Annotated in this window: 15 protein-coding genes; 1 reads left to right on the forward strand and 14 read right to left on the reverse strand. The window is 62.5% G+C overall.

Features of this window, described 5'->3' with window-relative positions:
- Positions 1-3: 3 nt before the first annotated feature.
- From AC2444_RS33275 to AC2444_RS33340, 14 genes are all read right to left on the reverse strand, one after another.
- Positions 4-1,053, reverse strand: coding sequence for a DUF2218 domain-containing protein (locus AC2444_RS33275; RefSeq protein WP_128449718.1), 1,050 nt, complete (start codon positions 1,051-1,053; stop codon positions 4-6).
- On the reverse strand, positions 1,050-3,038 hold the full coding sequence (gene fhuB, locus AC2444_RS33280; protein ID WP_128449776.1) for a Fe(3+)-hydroxamate ABC transporter permease FhuB: 1,989 nt from the start codon (positions 3,036-3,038) through the stop codon (positions 1,050-1,052). Before fhuB ends, AC2444_RS33275 begins: the two co-directional genes overlap by 4 nt.
- Entirely contained in the window at positions 3,031-3,906 is an 876-nt protein-coding gene (locus AC2444_RS33285; protein WP_128449717.1) for an ABC transporter substrate-binding protein, read from the reverse strand. Before AC2444_RS33285 ends, fhuB begins: the two co-directional genes overlap by 8 nt.
- A 3-nt stretch (positions 3,907-3,909) precedes the next feature.
- Positions 3,910-4,689, reverse strand: a complete 780-nt coding sequence (locus AC2444_RS33290) for an ABC transporter ATP-binding protein (protein ID WP_128449716.1) — start codon at positions 4,687-4,689, stop codon at positions 3,910-3,912.
- A 93-nt stretch (positions 4,690-4,782) separates the two neighbouring features.
- Positions 4,783-6,942 (reverse strand): TonB-dependent siderophore receptor, encoded by a 2,160-nt coding sequence (locus AC2444_RS33295; RefSeq protein WP_128449715.1) that lies wholly within the window; start codon positions 6,940-6,942, stop codon positions 4,783-4,785.
- A 166-nt stretch (positions 6,943-7,108) separates the two neighbouring features.
- Complete coding sequence (locus tag AC2444_RS33300) at positions 7,109-7,993, reverse strand: helix-turn-helix domain-containing protein (RefSeq protein WP_041935778.1); 885 nt, start codon at positions 7,991-7,993, stop codon at positions 7,109-7,111.
- A gap of 125 nt (positions 7,994-8,118) precedes the next feature.
- Positions 8,119-8,877, reverse strand: coding sequence for a fumarylacetoacetate hydrolase family protein (locus AC2444_RS33305; protein ID WP_012763263.1), 759 nt, complete (start codon positions 8,875-8,877; stop codon positions 8,119-8,121).
- Positions 8,878-8,956: 79 nt separating this feature from the next.
- Positions 8,957-10,336 (reverse strand): FGGY-family carbohydrate kinase, encoded by a 1,380-nt coding sequence (locus AC2444_RS33310; protein WP_128449714.1) that lies wholly within the window; start codon positions 10,334-10,336, stop codon positions 8,957-8,959.
- Positions 10,333-10,653 carry an L-rhamnose mutarotase gene (gene rhaM / locus AC2444_RS33315; RefSeq protein ID WP_003553870.1) on the reverse strand — a complete coding sequence of 107 codons (321 nt, stop codon included), beginning with the start codon at positions 10,651-10,653 and terminating at the stop codon, positions 10,333-10,335. Before rhaM ends, AC2444_RS33310 begins: the two co-directional genes overlap by 4 nt.
- Complete coding sequence (locus AC2444_RS33320) at positions 10,650-11,657, reverse strand: ABC transporter permease (protein WP_003553869.1); 1,008 nt, start codon at positions 11,655-11,657, stop codon at positions 10,650-10,652. Before AC2444_RS33320 ends, rhaM begins: the two co-directional genes overlap by 4 nt.
- The gene (locus tag AC2444_RS33325; RefSeq protein ID WP_128449775.1) at positions 11,654-12,655 is read right to left on the reverse strand and encodes an ABC transporter permease; all 1,002 of its coding nucleotides are present in this window, start codon (positions 12,653-12,655) and stop codon (positions 11,654-11,656) included. Before AC2444_RS33325 ends, AC2444_RS33320 begins: the two co-directional genes overlap by 4 nt.
- 59 nt (positions 12,656-12,714) lie before the next feature.
- Entirely contained in the window at positions 12,715-14,250 is a 1,536-nt protein-coding gene (locus AC2444_RS33330) for a sugar ABC transporter ATP-binding protein (protein ID WP_128449713.1), read from the reverse strand.
- A 73-nt stretch (positions 14,251-14,323) separates the two neighbouring features.
- Positions 14,324-15,319: a rhamnose ABC transporter substrate-binding protein gene (gene rhaS / locus AC2444_RS33335; RefSeq protein ID WP_003553864.1), complete on the reverse strand. Its 996-nt coding sequence runs from the start codon at positions 15,317-15,319 to the stop codon at positions 14,324-14,326.
- A gap of 48 nt (positions 15,320-15,367) precedes the next feature.
- The gene (locus tag AC2444_RS33340; RefSeq protein WP_011655152.1) at positions 15,368-16,180 is read right to left on the reverse strand and encodes a DeoR/GlpR family DNA-binding transcription regulator; all 813 of its coding nucleotides are present in this window, start codon (positions 16,178-16,180) and stop codon (positions 15,368-15,370) included.
- A gap of 198 nt (positions 16,181-16,378) precedes the next feature.
- Here AC2444_RS33340 and AC2444_RS33345 point away from each other — a divergent pair, with 198 nt between their 5' ends.
- Positions 16,379-18,475 (forward strand): bifunctional rhamnulose-1-phosphate aldolase/short-chain dehydrogenase, encoded by a 2,097-nt coding sequence (locus AC2444_RS33345; RefSeq protein ID WP_128449712.1) that lies wholly within the window; start codon positions 16,379-16,381, stop codon positions 18,473-18,475.
- The last annotated feature ends 25 nt before the right edge of the window (positions 18,476-18,500 follow it).

The raw sequence follows: 18,500 nt of genomic DNA on the forward strand, positions 1-18,500 counted from the left end.
TGATCAGCGCTCCCAATAGGCGCCGATGCTCATCCTCCGGCGGTCATGGCCGCGCTCGGTCTTCAGGAAGTCGCGAATGCGCTTGGCTTCCGCCCTTTCGCAGCCGGCCCATACGAAGGTGTCGGCATCCGCATCGCTGAGCGCGTTCTTGATTGATTTCTCGATCATATCAAGCGTGCCGGCCGGTTTGCCGTTTCGATGCATCCAGGTGACATCGAGAATGCCTGCCGAGGGTAACGGCTGTTCTTCCGCCGCGCTGTCGACTTCGAGGAAGATCGTGAGCCGCCTTCCCTCGGGGATATCGGCGGTGATGCGGGAGATGGCGGGCAGCGCCGTCTCGTCACCGGCAAGGATGATCGACGTTGCGTCGGGAACTCCGCCGCCGCCCGGCCCGAGGGCGCCGGCGATGTCGCCCGGCTTGGCGTTGATCGCCCATTCGGCGCCGGGCATGTTGTCGCCCTCATGCAGGACGAAATCGATCTCCATCTCGCCCCGCTCCACATCGACGCTGCGGATCGTATAGATGCGCACGGTCAGTGCGTCTTCGCCGCTCGCCCAGTGGATGCGGCCATCGGGGCGCAATTGCGGCCACACGGGTGGGCGCCCCTTCGGCGGAATGAGCAGGCGAAAATGCAGACCGCCATCGGCAAAATGCCTGGTGTCGTCGCAGGCGACGGTAACCCGGCGCATATGCGGGGTGATGTTTTTGGCGCCGATGACGCGGATTTCGCGCAGATCGGGCAGGCGGTCCGCCTTTGGAGCATCGGACCAGGTGAGCTCCAGCGTCGCCTCGCCGGCAAAGTCGAACAGGTGTTCGGCAAGGATGGCCCGCACATTCTGCAGCGCTCGCGCACTCCGGCAGGAGAGCTCGATCGCGAGTGCCTGGCCGTCTCGACTTATATCGGCCTTGCCGATCATCGTCTCGACTGTCACGGCGTCGCCGTTTCGGGTGACGGTGCCGTGCTCGACGAAATGTGTGCAGATCTCGTCGAGCATTCTGCCGGGATCGGCGGTGATCGCGATGCCGGATACTGTAAATCGTTCAGCCATCATTGCTGAACCTCCTTTCGCGAAAGCAGCCAGATGAGATAGGGGCCGCCGATCAGGGCGGCGAAGAGGCCGACCGGCACCTGGTAGGGGTAGATGACGATGCGCGACAGCCAGTCCGCCGCCATCAGCACGCCGGCGCCGAGGAGAAGGCTCGCCGTCAGCTGGTGGCCCGGGGCGCGGAAGCCGGCAAGGCGGGCAAGATGCGGCGCAATCAGGCCGGTGAGGCTGAGCGGCCCGACAAGGAATGAGGCGATCGCCGTCATCAGCGCGGCGAGGATGGCAAGCGCCAGCCGGCTTGCCCCGACATGAAGGCCGGCAGCGCGGCTGGGGCCGGCGCCAAGCGGCAGGATCGTCAGCCAGCGGCTGAGGAAGGGCAAGGGCGCCGTCAGCACGACGAGCGAGATGATGGCCGTCCAGGCTTCGAAGGCGCCGGCGCGGTTGGTCGAGCCGGAAAGCCATGTCAGCAGGATATAGCCGCGCATATCGCCCTTTGCGAGCACCATGGTCACGATCGCCATGGCGAAGGAGCCGATGCCGACGCCGGCAAGCAGCATGCGTTCCGGCGAGAATTGGGCGCGGGCTGCTATGGCGATCATTGCAAGGAAGGCTGCCAGCGCGCCGAGCGCCATGGCAAGCAGCATGATGATGGGCGAGGGGAAGCCGAAGAGGAAGAGCGCCACGGTCAGACCTGCACCGGCTCCGCTGCTGACGCCCAGGACCTCGGGGCTGGCGATCGGATTGCCGGTGACGCGCTGCATGATGAAGCCGGCTGCTGCCAGCATGGCGCCAGCCCCGGCCGCCACGATCGTTCGCGGCAGTCGGAAGGGCAGGAGATCAGTCAAGAGCGAGCCGGTCGCGACATGCCAGCCGTCCTCGGCAGGGCCGAGGGCGAGGACGACGGCGAAGATCAGGGCGAGGGCAGTAAAAAGCGCGCCAAGGGCCAGAAGCGGCTTAGCGAGCCTGTTCAGCGCTGCGTTCGACTGGGTGGCAACGGCCGAAACGGAATGCACGCTGGGCAGCAGGCAAAGCAATAAGGGACCGCCGAGCAGGGCGGTTGCGGCTCCTGTCGGCGCAAGATCGGTAAAGCCGGGGCCGAGGATCTGGGTGAGGCAATCGGTCAGGAAGAGCAGGCCGGCGCCCATCAGCGGTGCGGTCAGCATCAGTTTGCCGGTGCTGCGTGCGCCGGCAAGCCTTGCGATGGCCGGGGCTGCGAGCCCGACGAAACCGATGACGCCGACCTCTGATATCACCGAGGCGGCAAGCCAGACGGCGAGTGCGATGATCGCCAGGCGGGTCGAATGCAGGGCAAGGCCGAGGCTCCTGGCGCCGCTGTCGTCGAGGGCAAGGATACGGAGCGGCCGCACCAGGAGAAGAGCGGCGGCAAAGCCGAGGATAAGCCGGGGCCCGAGCGAGAGCGCGCCGTTCCAATCCTGCTGACTGAGCGAACCGGCGCCCCAGATATAGATCGACATGGCATATTCGCCGCGCGAAAGGATCAGCGTGACGCTGAGGGCGGAGGCGATCAGGCTGACGATCAGGCCAGAAAGTGCGACGGTCACCGGCTCGAGCCCACGCCGCCAGCTCAGAGCCAACACGATGGCGACAGCCGCGAGTCCGCCGCCGAAGGCGGCCATCTCGCGCGAAAATCCGATGAGCAGGGGCGAGAAGCCCATGGCCGCGGTCATTGCCAGTTCCGCCCCGGAGGCGATGCCGAGCGTGGAGGCATCGGCGATCGGATTGCGCAGGACACGCTGCAACAATGTGCCGGAAAGACCGAGTGCTGCGCCTGCAATCAATGCCAACATGGCGCGGGGCATGATGCTGTTCCAGAGCAGCACGCTGTTCAGCATGGCTGCATCGGCATCGCCCTTCGGAACCTCAGGACGCGTTACGATGAGGAGTGCGAAGGCCGTGATGCAGAGTACGGGCAGTAATATCGCCAAGACGGGCGTGCCCGCGCTTCCTGCGGGCTTGGCGCGGCTAACCATTCCATGCATGTTGAAGCCCCTCCGCCAGAAGATCGGCAAAGCGGCCGGCCGCCGGCAGTGCGCCATAGGGATTGATCGAACCGAGCATCAGCACGCGTTTTTCGCGCACGGCCGGCAACGCATTCCAGAAGCTGCTGGTCGCCAGCGTGGCGAGCGCATCGGCCGGGTGTGGCGGGATCATCACGATCCAGGCGTCGGGCATCGATGCCAATATCTCAATGCCGACGGGAGCGGCGGCCGAGTAGCTGGTCTGAGCCTGCCAGGCATTGGTGAGGCCGACGCGTTTCAGCACCTCGCCGAACATGCTGTCGGAGCCGAAGACGCGGAAATGCCTGGCATCGCCGAGATTGATCGGGATCACCGGACGCCCGTCACCGGCGGCAAGGAGGGCCCGGTGGCGATCGAGCCTGGCTGCAAGCTCTTCGGTCAATTGTCTGGCGGTGGCAAGCTGCAGGCGCTCGCCGATTGCAAGTGTGGCCTGTTCGGCAAGCGAAAAGGGGCTTTCGCCGGGTTTGTAGATCGCATGGCTTTCCACAGGCGCGACTCCGCGCATGCGTTGGTCTGCCCAGGCATAGAAGTTCGAGTTGAAGATCAGGTCCGGCCGTACAAACCGCAGCACCTCGAAATTCGGCGTGCCGCGCAGGCCAAGATCGGCAGTCGTGGCCGGCACGTCAGGCGTGACCGCCACCTCGCGGAATTGCCGCAGTTCCGTCGCCGCAACGACATTCGCGCCGATTGCCAGCAGCGTTTCAAGCAGCGCCCAATCGAGTGTCGCAACGCGCAAGCCCTCCGCCGCCCGCAAACGCGCGGGGGCGGAGAGCAAGGCCGCCGCACCGGCCAGAAACTGCCTGCGGGAGAAAACAGCCATGGTCTACAACAGATAGCTGACCGGCTCGTTTCGAACCGGATGCGGGAAGACGCCCATGCCGACACCGAAGATCGACTGCAGCGTGTCGGCCTGCATGATTTCGGAGGGCGTGCCCTCGGCAGTGATCCGGCCGCGTTTGAGCGCGATGATCGCGTCGCAATAGCGCGCAGCGAGGTTGATATCGTGCAGCACGATGATGACGGTCAGCCCGCGTTCATGGCTGAGTTCCATGACTAGCGAGAGAACGCTGGCCTGATGGGCGAGGTCGAGCGCCGACGTTGGCTCGTCGAGCAGCAGGCAGCGGGCGTCCTGGGCGAGCATCATGGCGATCCAGGCGCGCTGGCGTTCGCCGCCGGACATGCTGGCGACGAGACGATCGGCAAAATCCTCGAGCTCGGTGCGGACGATCGCCTCCTCGACCATGTTGCGATCCGTCGCGGTGAAGCGGCCAAGCGTGCCGTGCCAGGGAAAACGGCCGAGCGCCACGAGTTCCCGCACGGTCATCCCGTCGGTCGCCGGCGTGAATTGCGCCATGTAGGCGACGTGCCGGGCAAAGGCCCGGCTGCCCCAGTCACCCGCCGGCTTGCCGTCGAAGGAGATGGCGCCGGATTTCGGCGCGACCTGGCGGGCGATGATCTTCAAAAGCGTGCTCTTGCCGGAACCGTTCGGCCCCACCAGTCCGTAAATGCGGCCGCGCTCAAGCGTCAGGTCGATGCCGGACAGGATGGATTTCGGCCCGATGGCATAATCTATCGCCGACAGGGCAAGGAAAGGCGAAGGCATGGTCTGCTCCAGGTTCGGCGCTGCAACGGGTTCGGGAGGGCAGGCCCTCCCTTTCCCCACAGGTTCCTGCAAAACTAAACTCAGATTGTCAACTTACCACTTCCTGCTGAGCTTGAAGGTGATGGTGCGGGCATCGCCGTAACCGCAGACGGTTAGCCCGCCGCAACCCTTGACATATTCCTTGTCGAAGAGGTTCGCGACGTTGAGCGAGGCGCCCCAGTTTTCCTTCTCATATCGGATCGCAGCGTCGACGAGCGTGGCGGCCGGCACCTTCTCGGTATTGGCCTCATCGGCCCAGGACCAGCCCTGATGGCGGACGCCGGCACCAAGGCTCATGCCCTCGAAAGCCCCTGTCCTCAGCGTGTAGTCGACCCAGAGAGAGGCCGTCATCTTCGGGACGATATAGGGTGAATTGCCGACCAGCGCCGGATTGGCGTCGTTCTCCATCACCTCCATGTCGGTATAGGCAAGCGATGCGAGAACCTTCCAGTTCTCGTTGATATTGACCTTGCCTTCGAGTTCGGCGCCGCGTGAAACCACCTCGCCGAGCTGGCTCTGGGCGAAGGTCAGCGGGTTGGTCACCGTGTTGTTGCGCTTGGTGATGTGAAAGACCGAGGCGTTCAGCGAACCGTCGATGAAGGCCGGCTCATACTTGATGCCGCCTTCGAACTGCTCGCCCTCTTCCGGCTTCAAGGCGCCGGAAACACCGGTGCCGACGAGCGGGTTGAAGAAAGTCGCAGCACTGACATAGGGCGTCAAGCCATTGTCGAACTCATAGGCAAGGCCGATGCGGCCGCTGAGCGCGCTGTCGTTGGTGCTGTAGGTCGTGCCGATTACGGCGTCCTGGTCGATATCGACATAGTCGTAGCGGCCGTTGAGCGTCAGCAGCCAGCCATCGCCGAAATGGATCCGATCCTGGGCGTAGACGCCGATCTGGTTCTTGGTGACGACGCCGTCCGCATAGACGAAATTGGCGCCCTGTGTCGTGCCATAGGTGGGATCGGTCGCGCTGATCGAATTGGAGCCGCAGCAGGCCTGCCAATTTTCGAGGCGGTAATAGGTGTAGTCGAGCCCGACGAGAAGATTATGCGTGGCGCCGCCGATTTCGGTCTCGCCTTCGAGCCGGTTGTCGATCGAGACGCTATCGACCCCCGAGCGGCCTTCGAAGCCGATGCGCGCCAGCTGGTAGTCCGGACCCGTCGGCACGCCGCCGACCCAGCCGTTCAGGTAGGGGCCGATCTCATGCTTGTCGAGATGGCCGTAGCGCGCATTTTGCGAGAACTTGATGCCATTGTCGAATTCATGCTCGAATTCGTAGCCGATCATTTTCTGCACATAGCTGCCGTTGTCGATGTCGGGCTCGCCATAGAAGGCGTCGCGGTCGATCTTGCCGAAAGGCGCATCCTCGACAGTGGCGACATAAGGGAAGAAGCCGTTGCCGGTATGCACCTGGTCGAGCCCGGCGAGGTAACCCCAGACCGTCAGGCTCGTGCTGTCATCCGGCGAAATGGTGAGCTGCGGCATGATGAAGCCGCGCAGATCCTCGGAAAAATCCGAATAATTGTCGCCGCCGGCAACCTTGCCGGTGATGCGGTAGCTCATCGTTCCGCTGGAGCCGACCTTGTCGGAGACATCGAAGCCGGTGAAGGCGTTGCCGTTGCTGTTGATGCCGATCTCGGTATAAAACAGCGGCTCGTCGAGCGGGCGCTTGCGGACGAGATTGACGATGCCGCCGGGGTTTGCTCCGCCGTAAAGCACCGAGGCCGGACCCTTCAGCACCTCGACGCGCTCCAGCATGAAGGGATCGAGCTGGAAGCCGCCGAAGCCATAGCTGAACAGCGTCAGATTATCGAAGTAGACGCCGGTCTGCGTCGCGTCGAAGCCGCGGATATAGAACCAGTCGGTATCGCCGTCGTTGCCAAAGGGCTGCGAGGTGACGCCGGGTGTATAAAGCAGCGCCTCGTCGATCTTGTTGGTAATGCCGCGATCGTCCATTTCACGGGTGCCGATGACGGAGACGGATTGCGGGATTTCGTTGAGCGGAGTGTCGCTCTTCGAGCCGGCGGAGGAGTTCTTGGCGACATAGCCCTTGACCGGACTGGTGGCGGTGTCGCCGCCGCCCTGGATGACGATCGGCGCGAGCTCAGTCGAATTCGCTTCCTGCGCCGCGGCGGAGCCCGCGATCAGGCCGGCGATCGCCACTCCTGCCAATAGAATTACCTTGAAATTGAGACCCCTGGTCTGCCCGCGCATATGTCCTATACCCCACTCGTGCCGCGCGATACCCGCGTGCGGCGAAGCCCTGAATAAGATGAGTGACTAACTCAGTTTTACCGGGGTGGATTGTCGCGATCGGGGAAAATTGAACGTTTTTGGGCAATTCTCCGCGTTGCAAACAATTGCCCGCCAAGCGTTGCAATCAGGCAACTTGTGCCTTCTTCCAGCTCGCCGGCGTGATGCCGATATGCTTGCGGAAGACGCGGGTAAAATGCGCCTGATCGGCAAAGCCGGTTTCGGCGGCGACTGCGGTCAACGCATTTTCGCTTTCGACAAGCAGCCGCTTTGCCCTGTCGAGCCGGACATTGGTCTGCCATTGATGCGGAGCGATGCCGGTCGAGGCCTTGAAGGCATGGCTGAAATGCGATTGCGACAGGCCTGTCAGGCCGGCGAGTTCCTCGAGGCGGATATTGCGCAGGCAATTTTCCTCGATGAATTCGGTGGCGCGGCGAAGCTGCCAGGAGGCCAGCTTGCTGCGTTTGCGCGGCATTGCCTTGGCAATTTTCAGGACATCGATGATCAGCGCCAATGCTAGGCCGTCGCCATAGAGATCGTGCAACGGCTCCGGATTGAGGCATTCGGCGGCGACCAGCTGTGCCAGCGACAGCACCCGCTCATCGGAAAACAGAAGCTGCGGGCTTTCGAGACGGCGCGGATCGATATCCTCCATCAGCCGGCGACTGACGGTCTCGGTGTCGAAATGGATGTCGAGGTGGCGCACCGAATGCACGTCGGTCAGATCGGCCCAGACTTCCATGCCGGCCGGCACATAGGAGATCGGCCGTTTCTCGGTGTCCTGGACGGTGCCCTGCTCCTTCGGCGAGAGCTTGATATGCGAATTGCCCGGTCCCCGCTTGTCGAGCATGATGAACAGCCGCGGATCGCGCGAGACGTAATAGCCGCCGGCATAAGAGGCGCATTCCACGTCCCAGACATCGGCGACGATGCCGTTCCACAGGCGGCGATGCACGCCGCCGACGACGGAAAAGCCCTGGATCTTGTTTTGCATCCGCGGTTGAAACGTCATTTCCACTTCCGCCTCCGGCGACGCGCCGGAAGTAAACCTTCAATTTGCACTCAAGTTTATTACCGCAGGCCGAACCGGATGGCAATTGCCAAATCCGGCACCAATCCAGGGAAAATCGGGGTCAATCAGACCTTCGACACAGAGAAGCTGAGGCTGCTATTGCCGAGCAGGATGTCGATCTCGCCGGGTTCGGTCAGTTCGATCGCGCCGCTCAACGTGCCCGTCGTGATGAGCGCACCTGATTTCAGCGATGTCTGCGGGCGCAAGCCGTCATTGGCATAATCGACGAGCCAGGTGAGAACGTCGCCCTTCGGATGCTGTGCCGGACCATCATAGATCGTGCGGCCGGCATGGGTGACCTTGAGCGGCGTGCTACCGGCGGTATCGACGACGCTTTTTTCGAGCTTCGGGCCGAGCACATAGCCGCTATTGCCGAGACGGTCGGCGACGAACAGCAGAAACGAAACGTTGCCGCTTTCCTTCACGGCGCTGACCAGCAGCTCGGCGCCGAGATAGACAGCGGATATCGCCTCGACCACCTCAGTGCGGCTGTAAGGAATGCCGGCGCGGACCGGCAGGTCGCTGCCGAGGCGGACGGCGATCTCGGTCTCGAATTTCAGGCCCGGATACCATGGAATGTCAGCGCCCGAGACGGCTTCGGCATAGGGATGCAGCGGGCCGGTGACCGCCTGGCCCTGCGGCGAGACCGTCACCTTCCAGGCATTGCTGGAAATGCCGCCCGCAGCGGCAAGCAAATCCTGCGCCTCCATCGCCTGATGGAGATCGGTTGGCAGCGCGAAAGCGCTCGTTGCTTCCTGTCGGCCGGCCTGGCGCAGGCTGTGAAGCCGGGTGGCAAGGGCGCGGGGATCGAATGTCTCTGTCATGCTATCTCCTCGACATGATTTTCGAGGTGCCACACTAGCGAGAAGGTTGGGACGAACAAGGCCGCTTTTGGAAAGACTCCTATTCCATCGCCGCGTACCAGCGGGTGCGATAGGCGGTCAGTCCGGGGATATCGGTCGGCGGAACATGCGTCTCGGCACCCGACACTGGCCGGATGCCGGTAAGAAGGGCCGCACCCTGGCTGGTGCCGGTCGAACCCGGAAGGGCCATGACCTCGCGGCCGGTCAGGGCGGCAAGCAGCTTGAGATAGCTCCCATTCAGCGCAAAAGGCCCTTCGACGATAACCGGGCCCTTGGCGCCAATCAGTCCGAGGCAGGCATCGGTCATCAAAGCGAGATAGAGGCAGGCAGCGGCAGAGCGCTCCTCGAGGCTTGCCTCTTCGGCACCGATCCAGCGGCTTGTCTTTCCCGGGAAAGGCCCTGAACCCGGGGCGATATTCGGCAGCAGCATCATGCCCTTGTCGATGATCGGGCCGATTGCCGCCTGAGTGTCATTTTCGTCGGCAGGGCCGATCTCGGCCGACAGGATCTCGAATTCCCGCCCACCCATGAAACGCGAGGAAGGGACGGTCCGACCATAGGCATCGACATTGGCGAGCGCATCGCGTTTCGGATCGAGGTGATCGAGATCGCCGCCGACGCCGAAATTGATCACCCATGTGCCGGTGGAGACGACGGCGAAGCGTGCCTCTCGATGAACCAGATGCGGCAGCAGCGAGGCATTGGAATCGTGAATGCCGCAATAGACCGGCACGGGGGAGGTGAGGCCGAGCTCCGTGGCGATATCCGGCAGGACCGGGCCGAGCGCATCGAAGGCGGAACGGATCGGCGCCATGAGGTCGCGAATGGCGAGCCTGTCGACGAGCGAGGAATAGCGGCCGGCCTTAGGGTTCCAGAGGTCGGTATGACAGCCGAGCGAGGTCAGCTCATTGGCGGCAACACCCGTCAGCCGCGCCGTCCAATATTGCGCATAGGTGAGGATGGTCGCCACCTTAGCGAATTCCTCGGGAAAGGCGCTCTTCTGGTAGTGCAGCTGTGCGCCGACATTGAGACCCATCGCCAGGCGCGGCGAGAAGGTTTCGTCGAAGGAGGGGCGCAGCCGCGTATAGGCGTCGCGGATGTCCTGCGGATATTCGTGTTCATAGTCGATGACAGGCATGGCAAGCGTGCCGTCCCGGCCAAGCAGTGCTGCGGAGGCGCCATGGGTTGTGATCGAAATGGCGTCGAAGCCAGGTTCGCGCGCAAGGCTCTTCAGCGCATCGAGCGCAAAAGACCACAGAGCCTCCACGTCGTAATGCGGATAGAGACCGGTTTTGATCGCGATATTCGGCCGTTTCAACACGGCGATCTCGGCGCCCGTCTCGCTGTCGAGCACGACGACCTTGGCATTGGTCTTGCCGATATCGAGGACTGCGATGCGGCGATAGGAGATGGCGTTCATGGCATATGGAAGACGGTGACCAGGTCGCTCTGGACCGGTGAATTATCGGGATTGGTCGCCATGATATCGGCCATGTGCGCCCACCATTTTTTCACGACCGGATGGTCCGGCAGGCTCGCCATCGTGTGGTCGGCCGGCCGCGTCAACACGCCGAACAGGGTGTTGGTTTCGCGGTCGAGATGGATGGAATAGTCGCTGGCCCCTGATTTATGAAGGAGATCGACCAGTTCCGGCCAGATCTCGTCATGCCGCCTGCGGTATTCGGCTTCCATGCCGGGATTGAGCTGCATTTTGAAGGCGTGTTTTTCTAAAGTCATCGGGAGCTCATGACCTTGATGCGACGGGCGATGATCGGGATGGCGATGGTGATGATCAGAAGCAGGCCGATGAAGATCGACATGACGATGCCGGGCACGTTCAGTAGGCCGAGGCCGAAGGTGACGAGACCCATGACGAAGGCGGCGATGACGACGCCGACGATGGTGCCGGAGCCGCCGAGGATCGAGATGCCGCCGAGCACGACCATGGTGACGACCTCGAGTTCCCAGCCCTGGGCGATCGACGGCCGGGTCGAGCCGAGGCGTGAGGTCAGGCAGACGGCGGCAACGCCGCTCATGACGCCGGTCAACAGGAAGAGGATGAATTTGACGCGCTCGACCGGAATGCCGGAGAAGCGGGCGGCGAAGTCGTTGTTGCCGATCGCATAGACCTGCCGGCCGAAATTCGTCGCATGCAGCAGGATGGCGAAAAGGATCGCCAGCACGATGAAGAGCACGAATTCGAAGGAGAATACCCAGACGACATAACCCTGGCCGAAATAGGCGAAATCAGCCGGGTATTTGCCATAGGCCTGGTCGCCGAGCACGATATAGGAAATACCGCGGAAAAGGCTCATCGTGCCGATGGTGACGACGATCGACGGCAGTTTCAGCACCGAGACCAGCACGCCGTTGAAGATGCCGCAGGCAAGGCCGGTGCCGATGCCGATCGCGACGAGGCCCGGTGTGCCGATGCCGGCCTGCGCTGCCGCGCCCATTGCCGTCGAGGCGAGCGCGATGATCGCGGCGACCGAGAGGTCGATCTCACCCGATATGACGAGCAGCGCCATGGCGAAGGCAATCATTGCCTTTTCGGTGAAATTGAAGGTGGCGTCCGAGAGGTTCCAGGCATCGAGGAAATAGGGCGAAGCCAGCGAATTGAAGATGAAGATCAGCACAGCGACGGCAAAGAGCAGCACTTCCCAGCTTGCGGCGATGCGGCGAAAGGGTGTGCCGAGGCGGTCGGGGATGACCCGCTTTTCGTGGGTGGACACGGTGCTCATGCTGCGGCCTCCGTTCTGATCTCGGCTGCGGCGCGGTCGCGCAGGATGATGCGGCCGCGGTTGCGCTCGCGCCTGGCGTTGAAGGCGACGGCGAGAATGATGACGGTTCCGGAGATCGCCATCTGCGTGAAGGGCGAAATGCCGATCACCGGCAGCGCATTCTTGATGACGCCCAGGAAGAGCGCGCCGAGCACGGTGCCGGCGACCGAGCCGACGCCGCCGGCAATCGAAATGCCGCCGATGACGCAGGCCGCAACGCTGTCGAGCTCGAAGCCGTTGGCGATATCGACATAGGCAACAGCATAACGCGACACCCAGAGATAGCTCGCAAGGCCGGCAAGCGCGCCCGACAGAACGAAGGCCAGGAATTTCGTCCAGCCCGTATCGATGCCGGCATAGACGGCCGCGGTCGGATTGCCGCCGGTGGCATAGGCCGAGCGGCCGAACTGGGTGTATCTGAGCAGGACATACATCAGCAGCACGATGACGATGCCCACCCAGCCAAGAACCGGCAGGCCGAGGATCGGCGTGCGCGGCACCGACAGGAAGACCGGCGTCATCTGGTGAGCATTGACCCACGCTCCACCCGAAAGCACGAAGGCCATGCCGCGATAGATTGTGAGCGTGCCGAGTGTGACGACGATCGGCGGGATTTCGAGCGCCCAGACGAGAAAGCCGTTGATGGCGCCAAGGCAGGCGCCGATGACGATCGCGGCAAGGATCAGCACGACGAGCGGCAGGTCGGGATAGGCGGCATTCATCATCGCGACCGCCATGCCGGTGAAGGCGAGGTTGGCGGCGACCGACAGGTCGATCGATTTCGTCAAGATAACCGTCATCTGCGCCAGCGCCAGGATGATCAGGATCGAGGTATCGTTGAAAATGCCGGCGAGGTTCTCCGGCGTTGCGAAATCGGCAGCGCGCGTCGAAAAGATCGCGATCATCACGACGATGATGAGGAACAGCAGGGTTTCGCGTTTTCTGATCAGTCTTGCCATGCTCATACCTTAGGAATTCCTGGGCCTTATGAATTGCCGGGCCTTATGCATTGCGGGCCTCATGCATTGCCGGTGGCGGCGCGCACCAGCGCTTCCGGCGACAGCTCGGCGCGGTCGAAAATCCCGGCGGCGAGACCCTCCTTCATCACCAGGACGCGGTCCGACATGCCGATGATCTCGGGCAGTTCGGACGAGACCATGATGATCGACAGGCCCTCGGCGGCGAGTTCGCTGATGAAGCCGTGCACGGCCGCCTTCGAGCCGATGTCGATGCCCTTTGTCGGTTCATCGAGGATGATGACCTTCGGCGCCGTCGCCAGCCATTTGCCGATGACGACCTTCTGCTGGTTGCCGCCCGACAGCGTGCCGACCGGGACGGAAAGGGCGGCGGCGCGTAGGTCCAGCCGCTCGGCATATTTGCGGGCAAGCGCGAATTCTTCTGCCGCCCTGAGGAAGCCCCGGCGCGAGGTGCGGGTAAGCGAAGGCAGCGTCATGTTCTGGAAGATCGGCATCGGCAGCGCCAGCCCGTGGCGGCCGCGTTCCTCCGGCACATAGACGATGCCGGCGCGGATCGCGTCCTGCGGCGAATGGATGGTGATCTCGCGGCCTTCGAGCATCATGGTGCCGGAGGCCGGCCTGGTGATGCCGAAGAGCGATTGGGACAGTTCCGAGCGCCCGGCGCCGATCAGACCGTAAATGCCGAGAATTTCGCCCTGGCGCAGGGTGAAGGAGATGTCGCGGAATTCGGTGCGGTGGCTGTAGTTGCGGATCTCCAGAACCGGGCCGCCGATGGCGATATCGACCTTCGGAAAAGCATTCTCGACGTCGCGGCCGACCATCATGCGGACGATCTCGTCCTGCGGCGTTTCCTTGAGCCGGCCCTGGCCGACGGCGCGGCCGTCGCGGAAGACGACGAAATCATCGGCGATCTCGTAGACCTCGTCGAACTTGTGGCTGATGAAGAGGATCGCCTTGCCCTTTTCCCTCAGGCCCCGGACGATGCGGAAGAGATCATCGATCTCCTTGCGGGAAAGGGCTGCCGTCGGTTCGTCCATGATGACGATGCGGGCCTCGATCGACAGCGCGCGCGCAATCGCCACCAGGTGGCGCTGCGCGATCGAGAGGTCCTTCAGCCGGATCGTCGGATCGATATTGCTTTCGAGCGCGGTCAGCAGCGCCTTGGCGCGGCTGTTCATCGCCTGCCAGTCGATGGTGCGCAGACGCGTGCGCGGCGCGTGGCCAAGGAAGATATTCTCGGCAACCGTCAGCTCGTCGAACAGCACGGTTTCCTGATGGATGGCGGTGACGCCGGCATCGATTGCGGCCTGGGCGCTGGCAAAGGTCACCGGCTGGCCGTCGACCAGGATCTCGCCTTCGTTCGGCCTGTAAATGCCGGTCAGGATCTTGACCAGCGTCGATTTGCCGGCGCCGTTTTCGCCGATCAGCGCGGTCACCGTGCCGGGATGCAGCGCGATGCTGACATTGTCGAGCGCCTTCACGCCCGGAAAGATCTGGGAGATGCCGCGCATTTCCAGAATGGCGGGCGCATCACCGGTTTTGCTGTCCGTGGCGGTTTGTTGAAAGGCAGCGTTCATCAAGCTTCTACCAGTGTCGAATGAGAATCCCGGCGGCCATCAGGCCGCCGGGCTTTAATGCGGTGGTTCCGGATCAGAAGACCTTGGAGAACTGGTCGATATTCGAAGCATTGTAGACGAAGGGATCGGCCATGGCGGCTTCACCATTGTCGCCGACCTTGATCTTGCCCATGCGGCCGACTTCGATCTCGCTGCCCGGCTTGCCGTCGGTCTCGCCCTTGACGAGGCGATAGGCGATCTGCGTTGCGGAGTAGCCGAGATCGATCGGGTTCCAGATGGCGAATTCCTTCGTGGCGCCCGACTTGATCGCGCCGGCCATTTCGGACGGCAGGCCGAGACCGGTGACGTAGACCTTGCCGACAAGACCCTTGTCTTCGACGACCTTGGAAGCGGCGAGAACGCCGACGGTCGTCGGAGCGACGATGACCTTGATGTTCGGGTTCGCCTTCAAGAGGCCTTCGGCTTCACGATAGGACTTGTCCGAGAGATCGTCGCCATAGACCGTGGTGACGAGGTTGAGGCCCGGGAAATCCTTGAGCTGCTTCTTCATCTGGTCGATCCAGATGTTCTGGTTGGTCGAGGTGGTCGTCGCCGACAAGATGGCGAAGTCACCCTTGCCGCCGTCAAGATGGTCCTTGACGAGCGTCAGGCACATCTTGCCGATCAGTTCGTTGGACGACGGGTTGAGCTGCAGAATACGGCCTTCAGGTGCGACGCCGGAATCCCAGGAGATGACCTTGATGCCGCGCTGTGCAGCCTTCTTCAGCGCCGGAACGAGCGCGTCGGGATCGTTGGCCGAAACGGCGATGGCGCTGACGCCCTGAGCGATCAGCGAGTTGATGACTTCGATCTGGCCTTCGGCCGTCGTCGTCGTCGGACCGGTATAGATGACCTCGACGCCGCCGAGCTCCTTGGCAGCTTCCTGCGCGCCCTTGTTGGCGGCATCGAAGAAGCCGTTGCCGAGCGACTTGACGACGAGACCGATCTTGATGTCGGCGGCACTTGCCGTGCCGGCCATCATGGCGACGGCAAATGCCACGCCGATTGCGAGTTTCTTTGCGAGTTTCATGCTTTCATCCTCCCACTTGATTGACACTCTTCACACCTCCCCGGCGCCTTATGCGACCGACGAGGAATCCTCCTTGATTGCCTGGGCGACCGGGCTCGCGACAATGAGCCTGATGCCGGCATTCTCGATCATCCTGACGGCTTCCTCTGGAATGCCGTCATCGGTGATGATCGTAGACACACGCTCGAGCGGGCATAAAATGAGGCTCGACCGGCGATGGAACTTGCTGGAATCGGCCATGACGACCAGTTCGTCGGCCTGATGCATCAGCTTCTGTTCGCTTTGAATAATCAGCGCGTCGGCTTCCATGATGCCGAGCGGGCCGATGCCCTGCGCGCCGATGAAGAATCGGCGGGCGTAGAAATTGCGAATCGCGTCATTGTCGAAGGGAGAGAGGATCAGGCTCTGCTCGCGATAGATCGCGCCACCTGGCACCGTCACCGTGTTCTTCGAATGTTTGACCAGATGTTCGGCGATCGCGAAAGAATTGGTCATCACCTGCAGGCGGTGCGCCGCCATGAAATGCACCATCTGGAAGGTGGTCGTGCCGCCATTGATGATGATCGCGTCGCCCGGATCGCAAAGCTCGACGGCCTGGCGTGCGATTGCGCGCTTCTTATCGATATTGACGGATTCCGAAACGCGGAAGGGACGCCCCGCGAGATTGCCGAGCTGCGGCGGATGTACCGCCTCGGCGCCGCCGCGCACACGCCGGATCTTGCCCTGGACATGGAGAGCCGCGATGTCGCGCCGGATGGTCGCCTCGGAAGCCTCGGTCAGTTCGGAAATATCCTGAACCGTGACGACGGACTTTTCCTGAACGGCGCTGAGAATGATGCGATGGCGTTCGCGTTCGTGCATGGGGCTCCTCCTTCGATCGTTTATTTCGCACATATGACAATGTGTCAATCAAAAACGATCATAAATTTTCATATTGCGCTGCACAATAATCGAATTTGATCGTTTTCGATTGACAACCTCCGTTTTGATGAGCGATACCGTCTGCGAAAAGGGGCGCGAACTTTGCGCTCCGATGATGATTTCATATGGGAGGATGACATGGCGGCGAACGTCCGGCTTTTGGAAAACCGGTGGGATGATGCTTACGCGGCGGGCCTCGATGAGCCTGGCAAGCTGCTCTATCGTTCCAACCTGCTCGGCGCCGACAAGCGCATCACCAATTACGGCGGCGGCAACACCTCGGCGAAGGTGCTGGAAACCGATCCGCTGACCGGCGGCAAGGTGAAGGTACTCTGGGTCAAGGGATCGGGCGGCGATGTCGGCACGATCAAGCTCGACGGTTTCGCGACGCTCTACCAGGACAAGCTGGAATCGCTGAAGAGCATCTACAAGGGCGTCGAGGACGAGGACCGCATGGTCGGCTTCCTGCCGCACTGCACCTTCAACCTGAACGCCCGTGCTGCCTCGATCGACACGCCGCTGCATGGTTTCGTGCCTTTCACCCATGTCGACCACATGCATCCCGACGCGATCATCGCGATCGCCGCGTCTAAGAATTCGAAGGAATTGACGCAGCAGATCTTCGGCGACGAGATCGGCTGGCTGCCCTGGCGCCGTCCGGGCTTCCAGCTCGGCCTCGACCTCGGCGCATTCGTTGCCGCAAACCCGAATGCCAAGGGTGTCGTGCTCGAGAGCCACGGCCTCTTCACCTGGGCAAACGATGCCAAGGCCTGCTACGAACTGACGCTCGATATCATCAACAAGGCGATCGTCTGGTTTGCCGAAAAGACCGAAGGCAAGACGATTTTCGGTGGCGCGCTGACACAAAGCCTGCCTGTCGCCGAACGCCGCGCCATCGCCGCCCGGCTGATGCCGGAGATTCGCGGCCGCATCGGCAAGCAGGAGCGCAAGCTCGGGCATTTCGACGATCAGGATGCCGTGCTCGAATTCGTCAATTCCACCGATCTGCGCCCGCTCGGCGCGCTCGGCACCAGCTGCCCTGACCATTTCCTGCGCACCAAGATCCGTCCGCTGATCGTCGATTTCGACCCGGCCAAGCCGGATGTCGACGCGATCGTTGCCGGTCTCGACAAGGCGCTAGAGGATTACCGCGCCGACTACGCCCGCTATTATATCGACTGCAAGCATGACAATTCGCCCGCCATCCGCGACGCCAATCCCGTCATTTTCCTGGTGCCCGGCGTCGGCATGCTGTCCTTTGCCCGCGACAAGGCGACGGCCCGCATCGCCAGCGAATTCTACGTCAACGCCATCAACGTCATGCGCGGCGCCTCGACGGTCTCCGAATATCAGGGCCTGCCCGAGCAGGAAGCCTTCGATATCGAATATTGGCTGCTTGAAGAGGCCAAGCTGCAGCGCATGCCGAAGCCAAAGAGCCTTGCCGGTCGCGTCGCCTTCGTCACCGGCGGCGCCGGCGGCATCGGCCGGGCGACGGCCGCGCGCCTCGTCGGCGAAGGCGCCTGCGTGGTGCTTGCCGATATCGACCAGACAGCGCTCGAAGGCACCGAAGCCGATTTCGTCAAGAAGTTCGGCGCTGACGCCGTGCGCAGCGTCCGGCTCGACGTCACCAAGGAAGATGCGGTGATCGCCTCCTTCGCGGAAGCCTGCGTCGAATTCGGCGGCATCGACATCCTCGTCTCGAATGCCGGCATTGCCTCCTCCGCGCCGATCGAATTGACCGAGCTTGCGACGTGGAACCGCAATATCGATATTCTGGCGACCGGTTATTTCCTCGTCTCGCGCGAAGCCTTCCGCCTGTTTCGCCGTCAGGCGCTCGGCGGCAACGTCATCTTCGTCGCTTCGAAAAACGGTCTTGCCGCCTCGCCGAATGCATCTGCCTATTGCACGGCAAAGGCTGCCGAAATCCATCTGGCCCGCTGCCTGGCGCTGGAAGGCGCGGATGCCGGCATCCGCGTCAACACGGTCAATCCGGACGCGGTCCTGCGCGGTTCGAAGATCTGGAGCGGTGAATGGCGCGAGCAGCGCGCCGCCTCGTCCAAGATCGAGGTGGACGATCTCGAGGAACATTACCGCAAGCGTTCGATGCTGAAACTCAACGTGTTTCCGGAAGATATCGCCGAGGCGATCTATTTCCTCGCCTCGGACCTTTCGGCGAAATCGACCGGCAACATCATCAACGTCGATGCCGGCAACGTGCAGAGTTTTACGCGTTAGAGCGATTCGGTTTTGCGTCCGGACA

Source organism: Rhizobium sp. WSM1328 (genome assembly GCF_057653715.1).

Bases quoted from the DNA above. Each gene is read 5' to 3' on its own strand.
- AC2444_RS33275 (WP_128449718.1), bottom strand. From the start codon at position 1,053: ATGATGGCTGAACGATTTACAGTATCCGGCATCGCGATCACCGCCGAT.
- fhuB (WP_128449776.1), bottom strand. From the start codon at position 3,038: ATGGTTAGCCGCGCCAAGCCCGCAGGAAGCGCGGGCACGCCCGTCTTG.
- AC2444_RS33285 (WP_128449717.1), bottom strand. From the start codon at position 3,906: ATGGCTGTTTTCTCCCGCAGGCAGTTTCTGGCCGGTGCGGCGGCCTTG.
- AC2444_RS33290 (WP_128449716.1), bottom strand. From the start codon at position 4,689: ATGCCTTCGCCTTTCCTTGCCCTGTCGGCGATAGATTATGCCATCGGG.
- AC2444_RS33295 (WP_128449715.1), bottom strand. From the start codon at position 6,942: ATGCGCGGGCAGACCAGGGGTCTCAATTTCAAGGTAATTCTATTGGCA.
- AC2444_RS33300 (WP_041935778.1), bottom strand. From the start codon at position 7,993: ATGACGTTTCAACCGCGGATGCAAAACAAGATCCAGGGCTTTTCCGTC.
- AC2444_RS33305 (WP_012763263.1), bottom strand. From the start codon at position 8,877: ATGACAGAGACATTCGATCCCCGCGCCCTTGCCACCCGGCTTCACAGC.
- AC2444_RS33310 (WP_128449714.1), bottom strand. From the start codon at position 10,336: ATGAACGCCATCTCCTATCGCCGCATCGCAGTCCTCGATATCGGCAAG.
- rhaM (WP_003553870.1), bottom strand. From the start codon at position 10,653: ATGACTTTAGAAAAACACGCCTTCAAAATGCAGCTCAATCCCGGCATG.
- AC2444_RS33320 (WP_003553869.1), bottom strand. From the start codon at position 11,657: ATGAGCACCGTGTCCACCCACGAAAAGCGGGTCATCCCCGACCGCCTC.
- AC2444_RS33325 (WP_128449775.1), bottom strand. From the start codon at position 12,655: ATGGCAAGACTGATCAGAAAACGCGAAACCCTGCTGTTCCTCATCATC.
- AC2444_RS33330 (WP_128449713.1), bottom strand. From the start codon at position 14,250: ATGAACGCTGCCTTTCAACAAACCGCCACGGACAGCAAAACCGGTGAT.
- rhaS (WP_003553864.1), bottom strand. From the start codon at position 15,319: ATGAAACTCGCAAAGAAACTCGCAATCGGCGTGGCATTTGCCGTCGCC.
- AC2444_RS33340 (WP_011655152.1), bottom strand. From the start codon at position 16,180: ATGCACGAACGCGAACGCCATCGCATCATTCTCAGCGCCGTTCAGGAA.
- AC2444_RS33345 (WP_128449712.1), top strand. From the start codon at position 16,379: ATGGCGGCGAACGTCCGGCTTTTGGAAAACCGGTGGGATGATGCTTAC.